Annotated in this window: 11 protein-coding genes; 6 read left to right on the top strand and 5 right to left on the bottom strand. The window is 43.7% G+C overall.

Annotation, left to right across the window (positions count from 1 at the left end; genetic code table 11):
* Nucleotides 1-55 precede the first annotated feature (55 nt).
* Nucleotides 56-1021, bottom strand: a complete 966-nt coding sequence (locus tag R7E78_RS20225) for a helix-turn-helix domain-containing protein (RefSeq protein WP_137282067.1) — start codon at nucleotides 1019-1021, stop codon at nucleotides 56-58.
* A 537-nt stretch (nucleotides 1022-1558) separates the two neighbouring features.
* Here R7E78_RS20225 and zwf point away from each other — a divergent pair.
* The 4 genes from zwf (at nucleotide 1559) to R7E78_RS20245 (ending at nucleotide 6015) form a co-directional block, all read left to right on the top strand.
* Nucleotides 1559-3061 (top strand): glucose-6-phosphate dehydrogenase, encoded by a 1503-nt coding sequence (gene zwf, locus R7E78_RS20230; RefSeq protein WP_017634563.1) that lies wholly within the window; start codon nucleotides 1559-1561, stop codon nucleotides 3059-3061.
* Nucleotides 3058-3774 (top strand): 6-phosphogluconolactonase, encoded by a 717-nt coding sequence (gene pgl / locus R7E78_RS20235; RefSeq protein WP_005387158.1) that lies wholly within the window; start codon nucleotides 3058-3060, stop codon nucleotides 3772-3774. The genes zwf and pgl overlap by 4 nt, the downstream gene beginning before the upstream one ends.
* Before the next feature lie 38 nt (nucleotides 3775-3812).
* Entirely contained in the window at nucleotides 3813-5261 is a 1449-nt protein-coding gene (gene gnd, locus R7E78_RS20240) for a decarboxylating NADP(+)-dependent phosphogluconate dehydrogenase (protein ID WP_005377160.1), read from the top strand.
* A gap of 226 nt (nucleotides 5262-5487) precedes the next feature.
* The gene (locus R7E78_RS20245; protein ID WP_047102710.1) at nucleotides 5488-6015 is read left to right on the top strand and encodes a hypothetical protein; all 528 of its coding nucleotides are present in this window, start codon (nucleotides 5488-5490) and stop codon (nucleotides 6013-6015) included.
* Nucleotides 6016-6025: 10 nt separating this feature from the next.
* Here the strand turns inward: R7E78_RS20245 and R7E78_RS20250 are convergent, their stop codons facing one another.
* Complete coding sequence (locus R7E78_RS20250; RefSeq protein WP_318058179.1) at nucleotides 6026-6229, bottom strand: hypothetical protein; 204 nt, start codon at nucleotides 6227-6229, stop codon at nucleotides 6026-6028.
* Nucleotides 6230-6807: 578 nt separating this feature from the next.
* On the opposite strand from R7E78_RS20250, the gene R7E78_RS20255 reads away from it, so the two are divergent.
* Complete coding sequence (locus R7E78_RS20255; protein ID WP_005377165.1) at nucleotides 6808-6945, top strand: hypothetical protein; 138 nt, start codon at nucleotides 6808-6810, stop codon at nucleotides 6943-6945.
* Nucleotides 6946-7006: 61 nt separating this feature from the next.
* Here the strand turns inward: R7E78_RS20255 and R7E78_RS20260 are convergent, their stop codons facing one another.
* A complete protein-coding gene (locus R7E78_RS20260; protein WP_318058180.1) occupies nucleotides 7007-8773 on the bottom strand; it encodes a sigma-54-dependent Fis family transcriptional regulator in 1767 nt (588 codons plus the stop codon).
* 239 nt (nucleotides 8774-9012) lie between these two features.
* On the opposite strand from R7E78_RS20260, the gene R7E78_RS20265 reads away from it, so the two are divergent.
* A complete protein-coding gene (locus tag R7E78_RS20265) occupies nucleotides 9013-10533 on the top strand; it encodes an aldehyde dehydrogenase family protein (RefSeq protein WP_318058181.1) in 1521 nt (506 codons plus the stop codon).
* A 126-nt stretch (nucleotides 10534-10659) separates the two neighbouring features.
* On the opposite strand, the gene exsE2 is transcribed toward R7E78_RS20265, so the two are convergent.
* Both exsE2 and exsC read right to left on the bottom strand, forming a co-directional pair.
* Nucleotides 10660-10965, bottom strand: coding sequence for a T3SS regulon translocated regulator ExsE2 (gene exsE2, locus R7E78_RS20270; protein ID WP_005377171.1), 306 nt, complete (start codon nucleotides 10963-10965; stop codon nucleotides 10660-10662).
* A gap of 8 nt (nucleotides 10966-10973) precedes the next feature.
* Nucleotides 10974-11414 carry a type III secretion system regulatory chaperone ExsC gene (exsC, locus tag R7E78_RS20275; RefSeq protein ID WP_318058182.1) on the bottom strand — a complete coding sequence of 147 codons (441 nt, stop codon included), beginning with the start codon at nucleotides 11412-11414 and terminating at the stop codon, nucleotides 10974-10976.
* Nucleotides 11415-11475 lie beyond the last annotated feature (61 nt).

Raw genomic sequence — 11475 nt, forward strand, 5'->3', positions numbered from 1 at the left:
TATTTGTATTCTATATTCAAAGAAATAGGAAAAGTTAACAATTTGGTGCAAAACACTAATCTTTGGAACTTATTCTTCTGTTCTTAGGTTTTAAAGATAGCGAGTCGTTTGGCTCGACAGGAATCCAATACTGCATTTGTGCTTGTTCGCTATCAACATCATAACCTTCTGGATAAAGCTCTAACTCATAACCATCGATAGCATGATAATTAGAGTAGGGTAGCCAATGTAAAATAAACCATTCCAGCGTTGAGGCGAGCTCTGATGCTTTGCCTATGTGTGTAATGACGGCGTAGGTTTGCTCAGGAACAGCCAAGAGGTCTAACCCCGAGTTGGAAGAGTTCGTTGATCTTGGTGCGTTTGCTGTTGGACTGCACTCATAACCTGCCCAATACTCAAGTTGTTGGTTGTTTGAATACGCTTGAGTCACATCAATCACGCCAAAGTAACTACTTTCCGAATTGTTAAGGTTTTCAGATGAATAAAGACGTGACCAAAGTGACGGTACTTTGGATTGGAAATCGGGCGCAGCGGAAAACAATCCGTGAATAGGTTCATGATAACCAGCAAGTTCAAAAGCCGGTTTTGTTTCTATTCGAACTTCAATAAAGCGCTGATGTTTTTTCTCTTCTTTTGGTGTCTTACGCAGCGTCAAAGGTTGTCTCAACCCGGAGAGCTGTTGCGTTTTTCGATATTCACGGGGGCTTTTTGAAAACATATTCCTGAACGCTCGGCTAAATGCGTGTTCAGATGTAAATCCCATTTCTATCGCTATATCTAACGAGCGGTCAGAAGTATGGATTAAGCGCTCAGCCGCAAGGCTAAGTTTAAGCTCTCTGATATAGTGAGCGACGGATACGCCAGTGTGTTGTTGAAATACGCGTTGCAGTTGCCAGCGAGACCAACAACTTGCTTTCGATATTTCATCTACGCTCAGAGTGCTGTCTAAGTTGGTGTGAATGTAGTCAAGCACCGATTGTATTCGGTTTATGGGATGTGGGTTAATGGCGCTTGATTTCATGGCGTTCTACTTTCACATTAATAGTGATTTCATTATCTTTAATTGAGTATCATTATCAATAGCATGATGAAATAAAAAGTAAGTAACACAGATCACGATAAAACTGTAATGGATTGCAAGGATGAGTAATTATTGCCCACATTAGAGTTTTTGCTTAAATTTTGGAGCGTTCAGATGAAACTTTTTTTATCAATAAAATACAATCGCTTATGACGTTTTGTGCAACTTATTTAAACGTTTGCACTGGCAAGTGTTGATGTAAATCAAATAGTCGTAGACAATATTGCCCCGTGTCGGACTCTCCTCCAGCGAGTACAGTGTGTACTTTTGAGACATAAGTGACTTAAATGACCTCAATACGTCGTGTTTTCAAGAATCGGAAATGCAACTTCTTGAGGTTCTTTGGGCCCATAGACTTTACCTATCAACGTAATAGGTAAGACCAATTTTCTATTTTGAGGTGCCATTGATAGGGTTGGCTCATTCTCTAGCCGTATCCGGGCACACAATAAGTACCTCGTTTTTAAGGGAAAGATGATGGTAATACCAGAAAACAGCAGCATCGTTATTTTTGGTGCTTCAGGTGACCTTACGTACCGTAAGCTCATTCCTGCTTTATACCACCTCTACGCGAACAAGCAGCTTCCAGAGAATTTTGCCATTCTGGGTGTAAGTCGCACTGAATACAGTGATGAGTCTTACCGCGCGAAGCTGAAAAAATCGCTTCAGGAAATGGAAAAGACTGAGCCAGAAACGCTTGATGCATTTATTAACCATCTGCACTACCAAGCAATTAATACTTCTGACACACAAGATTACGGTAAGCTATCTTCTCGCTTAGACCAACTTGCGGACGAATATCAATTCGAGCAACGCAATACGCTTTTTTACTTAGCAACCCCACCAAGTTTATACAGTGTGATCCCTGCAAGTCTTGCAGCACATGGTCTTAACAGTGAAGAGGATGGCTGGAAACGCCTGATCATTGAGAAACCATTCGGCTATGATCTTGAATCGGCGCGTATTCTGGACAAAGAAATTCACGAGCACTTCCAAGAGCATCAAATCTACCGAATTGACCATTACTTAGGTAAAGAAACGGTACAAAACCTGCTTGTGCTTCGTTTCTCTAATGCGATGTTTGAGCCGCTTTGGAACCGTAACTTCATTGATTACGTTGAAATCACAGGCGCAGAATTCCTTGGCGTAGAGGAGCGTGGTGGTTACTACGACAACTCTGGCGCTGTGCGCGACATGTTCCAAAACCACTTGCTACAAGTATTAGCAATGGTAGGTATGGAACCACCAGCGCAAATCAATGCAGACTCGATGCGCGATGAAGTGGTAAAAGTGCTTCAATGCTTAAAGCCATTAGACGAAAACGCTCTGCGCAATGACCTAGTATTAGGCCAATACACGGCGTCTGAAGTTCGTGGGCAAAGCCTACGCGGCTACCGTGAAGAGCCGGGAGTTGCAGACGATTCTCGTACAGAGACTTACATCGGTTTGAAAGCGTACATCAACAACTGGCGTTGGAATGGCGTGCCATTTTACGTGCGTACTGGTAAGCGTCTTCCAACACGCGTTACTGAGGTGGTTATCCACTTTAAACAAACACCGCATCCTGTGTTTGGTCAAAACGCACCAGAAAACAAGCTGATCATTCGTATTCAACCAGACGAAGGCATTCAAATGAGCTTTGGCTTGAAAGAGCCAGGCGCAGGCTTTGAAGCGAAGGAAGTGAAAATGAACTTCCATTACGCTGACCTGCAAGAAACGCAAATGCTAACGGCATACGAGCGTCTTCTACTTGATGCTTTGAATGGTGATGCTACGCTATTTGCACGTAGTGATGCGGTGGAAGCGTGCTGGCAATACGTACAGCCAATCTTAGATTTTAAGCAAGATCCACAATCCCTCTTCGGGTACGCATGCGGCACTTGGGGACCTAAAGAGTCAGATGACTTGTTACAGCGTGATGGCCGTGCTTGGCGTTTCCCATGTAAAAACTTAACAGATACGGATTACTGTGAACTATGATCAACCATAAGATCTACCAAACAGCAGAACAGGTAGTTGAAAGCCTAGCTAACGATATGAAAGCGTTTAGCGAAATGGGCAGACCTGTTCACATCTCTCTTTCTGGCGGCAGCACTCCTAAAATGCTGTTTAAACTACTGGCTTCAGAGGCTTACGCAACCTCCATTCAATGGGAAAACCTCCACTTTTGGTGGGGTGACGAACGTTGTGTTGCCCCTGACGACGCAGAAAGCAACTACGGTGAAGCGAACACGTTGTTGTTTAGCCAAGTAAATATTCCTGCAGAAAACATTCACCGCATCCGTGGCGAAGATGAGCCTAAAGCAGAAGCCGAGCGCTTTGCAAAAGAGATGGCAGAGGTAATCCCGAATGAAAACGGCACACCTGTGTTTGACTGGATCTTATTAGGCGTTGGTGCAGATGGTCATACAGCTTCTCTGTTCCCTGGCCAAACGAATTATGATGATGCGAACCTATCTCTTGTGGCGTCGCATCCTGAATCGGGCCAACTTCGTGTGTCGAAAACCGCACGCGTATTAGAAGCAGCGAAACGCATTAGTTACTTAGTGCTTGGTGCAGGAAAAGCGGACATTGTTGAAGAAATTAACAGTTCACCAGCACACGCACTGCCATACCCAGCGGCTAAGATTCAAGCGAAATCGGGCCTAACGGAATGGTATTTAGATTTAGACGCGGCAGCAAAAATTGCTTAAGACGCTGCTCGTCGATGAAATAAAATTGGAGAGAAACAATGAAAGGTGATATCGGTGTAATTGGCCTAGCAGTAATGGGTCAAAACCTTATCCTAAACATGAATGATCACGGCTTTAAAGTGGTTGCTCACAACCGTACTGCTGCTAAAGTAGACGAGTTCCTGGAAGGTCCAGCAAAAGGCACGAACATCATCGGTGCATACTCTCTAGAAGAACTAGTAGAGAAGCTAGAAACGCCGCGTAAAGTAATGTTGATGGTTCGCGCTGGTGACGTTGTAGACAAGTTCATCGAAGCGCTAGTACCTCTGCTAGACAAAGGCGACATCATTATTGACGGTGGTAACACTAACTACCCAGATACAAACCGTCGTGTTGCTGCACTACGTGAAAAAGGTATCCACTTCATCGGTACTGGTGTATCTGGTGGTGAAGAAGGTGCGCGCTTCGGTCCATCTATCATGCCTGGCGGTGCTGCTGAAGCATGGGAAGCGGTTAAGCCTATCTTCCAAGGTATCGCTGCGAAAACTGACGCTGGTGAGCCATGTTGTGACTGGGTTGGTAACGACGGTGCTGGTCACTTCGTTAAGATGGTACACAACGGTATCGAATACGGTGACATGCAGCTTATCACAGAAGCTTACCAGTTCATGAAAGACGGTCTTGGTATGTCTGCAGACGAGATGCAAGCAGTATTCGCTGATTGGAACAAGACTGAACTAGACAGCTACCTTGTTGAAATCACGGCTGACATCCTTGGCTACAAAGATGAAGACGGTGAGCCTCTCGTTGAGAAGATCCTAGACACAGCAGGCCAAAAAGGTACTGGTAAATGGACTGGTATTAACGCACTAGACCTAGGTATTCCACTAACACTTATCTCTGAGTCTGTATTCTCTCGTTGTCTATCTGCACTGAAAGACCAACGTGTTGAAGCTGAATCTCTATTCGGTAAGACAATCACTCCTGTTGAAGGCGACAAGCAAGAGTGGGTTGATGCACTACGTCAAGCGCTACTAGCTTCTAAGATCATCTCTTACGCTCAAGGCTTCATGCTAATGCGCGAAGCATCGAACGAGAACGGTTGGGACCTAAACTACGGTAACGTAGCCCTAATGTGGCGTGGTGGTTGTATCATCCGCTCTGCGTTCCTAGGCAACATCCGTGATGCGTACGAAGCGAACCCAGACATCGCATTCCTAGGTTCTGATGAGTACTTCAAAAATATCCTACAAGGCAGCCTAGCAGCATGGCGTAAAGTAGCAGCGAAGTCTCTAGAGTCTGGTATCCCAATGCCATGTACGATTTCTGCGCTATCTTTCCTAGACGGTTACACAACAGCTCGTCTACCAGCGAACCTGCTTCAAGCTCAACGTGACTACTTCGGTGCTCACACTTATGAGCGTATTGACCGTCCACGTGGTGAATTCTTCCACACTAACTGGACTGGTACAGGCGGCGACACAGCGTCTACAACTTACGACGTGTAATCGTTTTAAGTAAACCGACTAAATATAAAGATATAAAGGGATGCCCAAGTGGCATCCTTTTTTGTGTCTGTAAGATATTGGTAGATTTAAAAGTTACATTAAACGTTGATTCGTCACGCACTTCTCAGAAATGGGAGAGCATGCATTTGCTAGCAGTTTAATATTTCTCTTCGAAGAGTGAAGCTAAGCCGCTCTCTGCCGTCTCCTCAACTATAAGGTAATAGAAATGACACAACAGAAGCATCCATTTCACACAGCTTTCGTGTTGCTTATGTTCATATTACTGATTACTTACTCCATCTATCGCCTTTATCATCATTTCGTTTTCGAATCTCTACCGCTTCAGCTCAGTAGTGGTTTTCAAGTGGTCTACATTGATGCGTCATATGTTTTAAGTATCGCAAGCTTACTCTTGTGCCCTACATTATTGGTCTATATTTTATTTGATCGAATGACTCAGTTAGTCAAAGTGCCGATTAAAGTGATAACTATAACAGTTGTCTTGTCCCTTATCGTTGCTATTCCAGGTCAAGTTTTTGAATTTGGGCGATTGAAATATATTGCAGAAAATAATGGTTACTCAGCGTGTCCACCTTTCACAATTGCATCAAGCGGAATGTTTGTAGAAGCTATGGTAAAAGAAGAAAAATACTGTATAGAACCAGAAATTAATCGTATTGGTATGTATGGTTATTTTCACGAACTCGAACGGATTGATAACTATATCAAGTCACACGGAAATGACATCCAATAGAAAAGAGCGCCTAGGCGCTCTTTTCAGTGGTCGTTTTCTTGTTTTGATAAAACCTGTCTTTTAGGTAGAGAATTGCACTGACCACAAGAGCCACTAAAGAAACAGTAAATAGGGCGTACATGCTGATAATCCATGCGAATGTGGCCGTCAAGAATGCAATGAAGGAAAACATCCTGCTGAAAGACATCACATGGCCAAGTTTGTTACTTTTCATAAACGCCTCCCGAAGCTAAGTGGGGATAGACAATTGTGGTCATATGCCACACTTTTAATTGTCTGCTCTTTTGGGGCGTTTCACACAAAAAAGTGGCTAAAGATTTCTCAAAAAAGGTGAAATATTGAACCGGTAGACAAATCGTTAAACTGAGTTGCACAGATATGACTTCGGTTGTCTATCACTTCAAAGTTTTTAACTACGCAGATTAAGGGCATGTAGCGTTATTATTATCGTATTCGAACTCTACGATACACAATTGCAAGTGAACCTACACTCGTAAGCTCATCCCTGTCGTCAGTTACAGTAAAAGCTTTTTTCTCTTTTTAACAATACCTTAGTAATTACGGGCAACTAAATCCGTTTTTCGATCGAAACTCAGATTGCACAAAAGGTGAAAAAGAGTGCTAGGTAAGCCTTTAAACTACGCCTATAATTATCGCCCACATGGAGGATGTTTATTATATGAACATCCTTTATTTTTTGAAACTAGCAACAAGGATCCAGTAAAACATGTTTTTCTGGTTTTGTTTACGTCGACCAAGAAGGTAATTAACACAGCAAATTGAGGTTCTAAGATGACTCTTAACAAGTACTTTGTTTTCATTCCAGCAGAATTGGAACAGGAAATGCACAAGGACAATCAAGTGATCTCTGAGAAGGAAACTCAACGTCAGGCATTAGTAAAACAGGCACAACAACAAGGCGGCCTGTAAGCTAGGTTTCAAAGAGAAAGAGCACCGCAACGGTGCTCTTTTTATATCTGAGGTCGTAGAATTAACTTAATATGCCAAGGCTTTTCAATTTTCTGTAAATGGTATTTCGGCTCACACCAAGCATACGAGACGTTTTGCTAATGTTCCCCTGGTTGGCTTGATATGTTTTGAGCAACTTATCTTCGACGGTTGCACGCAGTTCTGAAGTTGGTTCAGCCGATGCTGCTCCTTCTTGAGCTTGGCTTAGTTTCTTACTTAGGTGGGCTGGGACGTGTGTGAGTTCCAATATTTCTTCACCTTGCGCCATTAAGGCGGATACTTTGATTAAACTATCGAGTTCACGCAAATTTCCTGGCCATGAGTAAGACAGCATCAGAGAAAGTAGGTGAGGGCAAAGCTGTTGTTCAGATTCGGCGTGACGCCGATGAATGTTCTCAATCAGTTGTCGTTTATCTTCACGCTCCTCAAAGCGAGGTAGCTCAATGATCAAGCCATTAAGGCGATAATACAAATCTTGGCGGAACAATCCTTCGCTGACCAAATGTTCCAGATCTTTATGCGTGGCTGCAATGATTTGTGTATCGACTTGAATACTTTGGTTTGAACCCACGGGAAGCACGGTTTTATCTTGCAATACATGGAGCAACCGGCTTTGAGCTTCCAAGGGTAAATCTGCGATTTCATCCAGAAACAAAATCCCTTTGTGTGCTTGGCGAATTTTTCCCTGATAGCCTTTGCTGTTTGCTCCAGTAAAGGCACCGGCTACGTAGCCAAATAATTCAGATTCAACCAGATCTTTTGGTAGCGCTCCGCAGTTGACGGAAACTAACGGTCCCGTTTTTCTCTGGCTGTTTTTATGGAGTGCTTTTACAAACTCGTTTTTGCCAACACCAGTCTCCCCGAGAATCAACAAACTGATGTCTTTATCGATGACGCGATTAGCTTGCTGCCAACAGTGCTCAACAGCGGAGTCGCCATAATGAAGATCATTGGACGCCACTACAGCACGAGACTTGACCTTGCTATCTTTATCAGTAAGCGGTTTTGTTTTGAAAACGAAAGGGTGCTCATTTCCCCGAGTGGATAGAATGTCGTCTAAGGATTGCCCAATGATACTTTTTTGCGCAAAAAGTTGAGAGGCTACTTGATTGTGAGCCAAAACTTGTCCGTCTTCATTTGCAATGATAATTCCTTGCCAACCACTATTCAGTAAGCCTTTTTCGCACGCTAAATCCACACGAATATGCCCTTGAGGAATCAAGTTAAGTAGTTGATTCTCGACTTGCTGGACCATGTTTTGTACTAGTACTTGCGTTGAGAAGTCATGTCTCTTTTGCTCGCTCGTAATATCTAATACGCCGATGAGGTTACCAAGATGATCGAAAATAGGATTAGCCGAACAGCTAATAAAACGATGGTGTTGGATAAAGTGCTGATCACCAATAACAGAAACGGGCTTTGCTTCAACCAAAGCTGTACCAATCGCGTTGGTGCCTTTGACCTTTTCTTGCCAGCATGCTCCAGAGCTTAGCGAGATTTCCGTTAACTTCTCACGAAATCTAGGCTGTCCCCAACTGCCGATGATGACACCATCTGAATCCGTCAAAATTAAGCGACTGTCGCTATGAGCAAATAGCTGATTAAACAAAGGGAGTGCAAATTGAGTAACTGCCTCTAGCAAAAAATTGAGTTGGTGACGCCTATCTTGGAGCGTTGCTGGCGTTACTCGAATATCTTCAGGGCGTCGACGCTGTTTTAAACCCGCTTGTTCACTTCTGACCCATGAAGTTGAAAGCCAATTGTTATCGCTAATATGTTGAAGTTCCATGACTGTACCATTTTGTCACAGTGAGGGTGTGCCATTTTGGAACACTTGAACATTGGTGTTCACACCATACATCCGCTCAAACGTCGCTCACTTGGTTTGTTATCGCTTGGTAATCATAGTTTTACATTTAATTAACAACAAGTGTGGTGTAGTTGGCGTGTGACTTGCGTAATGCTCTTTGTGAACAGTGCGATACGACACTGCAATAACACATTGAACGAGAAACAAAAGGAAGAGTTATGATCTATGCACAGCCAGGTAGTGAAAATGCCATTGTTAACTTTAAATCGCATTACGATAACTTTATCGGTGGGGAATGGGTAAAACCAACGGGTGGTGAGTACTTTGACAATATCTCACCAATCAACGGACAAGCGTATTGTAAAGTTGCTCGCTCTGGCGAGGACGATATTAATTTAGCACTGGATGCCGCGCACAACATCAGAGCAAAATGGGCCAAAACCAGCGTGACAGAACGTTCGAACATCTTGCTGAAAATTGCTGACCGTATTGAGCAGCATCTAGAAGAGCTTGCTGTTGCAGAAACTTGGGAAAACGGCAAACCAGTTCGCGAAACCTTGGCGGCAGATTTACCTTTAGTAGTGGATCACTTCCGTTACTTCGCTGGCTGTATTCGCGCACAAGAAGGCAGTGCGGCAGAACTGGATGAGCACACCGCAAGCTACCACTTCCCAGAACCGATTGGTGTGGTTGGTCAAATTATTCCGTGGAACTTCCCAATGTTGATGGCGGCTTGGAAACTAGCACCGGCACTAGCGGCGGGTTGCTGTGTGGTATTGAAGCCAGCAGAGCAAACCCCAACATCCATTCTGGTTCTGATGGAAAAAATCGGTGACCTTCTTCCTCCTGGTGTCATCAACGTTGTAAACGGATATGGTTCTGAAGCGGGTCAAGCATTAGCAACCAGCAACCGCATTGCGAAACTCGCGTTTACCGGGTCTACGCAAGTTGGCAACCACATTCTGAAATGTGCAGCAGACAACTTGATCCCATCGACAGTTGAGTTAGGTGGTAAATCTCCAAACATCTACTTCTCAGATATCTTCGATTACGAAGATGAGTATCTTGATAAGTGTATCGAAGGTACGTTACTTGGTTTCTTCAACCAAGGTGAAGTTTGTACTTGTCCATCTCGCGTACTGGTTCATGAAGCGATTTATGACAAGTTTGTAGAGAAACTGACGGAACGTGCACAGCTGATTAAACAAGGTAATCCGCTCGATACCGATACTCAAGTTGGTGCTCAGGCTTCTCAAGAACAGTTTGATAAGATTTTAAGTTACCTGGAAATCGGCCGTGAAGAAGGCGCAAAAGTGGTCTTTGGTGGTGGAGTGTCAGAACAGCCAGAGTCTATCAACCAGGGGTACTACATTCAGCCAACCATGTTGGAAGGCCACAACAAGATGCGAATCTTCCAAGAAGAAATTTTTGGCCCAGTGATCGCTATCACCAAATTCAAAGATGAGGCTGAAGCGTTGGAAATCGCAAACGACACTGAATATGGCTTAGGCGCAGGTGTTTGGACACGTGATGCGAACGTTGCATATCGTATGGGCCGTAATATTGAAGCTGGCCGGATCTGGATTAACTGTTACCACGCTTACCCTGCACACGCAGCGTTCGGTGGTTACAAAAAATCGGGTATCGGGCGCGAAACGCACAAGATGATGCTGGATCACTACCAGAATACTAAGAACTTGCTGATTAGCTACAGCATCGACCCGTTAGGCTTCTTCTAGTGAAACTAAGTAATTAATAAAGAAAAAGCAGTATGAATCAAAACCCCGAATCTTCGGGGTTTTTTATTAGCGTGAGCTTGTCGGCTGAAGGTTAACTTAGATGTTTAACCTACTTATATTGTGATATCAGGAACGTTGAATTATCGCCACTTTTCGTTCCATAAGCTTTTCTACGGCGGCGTTTTGCTTGTCAATATTGAGTTGCGGATCAAAGTCCAAAACGCGATTGCAAGATTCGAGACTGGCAAATTGATTTAAACATTCACCAAGCTCTCTTTTAGAGCTTGTTCGCGTCATACTGCTTTCTGATGAGGAGAGTAGGGTGACTTTACGGCCATGAAACGTTCCTTGCGGCACTGCATCACTTTGCTGCGCTTGTTGAACGTCATGAACCGATGAATTGGTGTATGTGGATTGGATGTCATTGGACATAAAGACACCTAAACTCTCAAGTCTAAAGTTTGTGGCATCGGTGGTGCCTCATCAATGGTTACATGAGAAGACAATAACGCTTCCCACGACTCGCTGTGCGTCAGCAATTCTGCTAAAGCTGTTTCAAAATATTCGTAATCCAGTCGCCTAATGTTAATGAGTCGGTTTAAACATAGGACATGTCGGTGGTTATCCAAACTAAAAAATAACTGGTGCTCAGGCCAGTGATAATTAAAGGCCAAGAAAGAGCGATAGAGATCGGAATTTACAATTTGAAGGCCAACAATCTCAGCTTCGAGCTGCAGAGTTGTCGATTCAGGATGAAAGATGATATGCACCCTTAGATTATCATCAAAGGCTAAGCTTACTTCATTTTCCGTTAGATGCAGTGCAGGCAAGCCTATTTGATGAGCAAACTTTAGCAAAATCTCATGGCTTTGTTGCGTAATTCAGACGAGAAACCAAACCTCCTAAAGTTGACCGACTTTTATACAATATACTGAGTTTCAG

Source organism: Vibrio sp. YT-19(2023), from assembly GCF_033337395.1.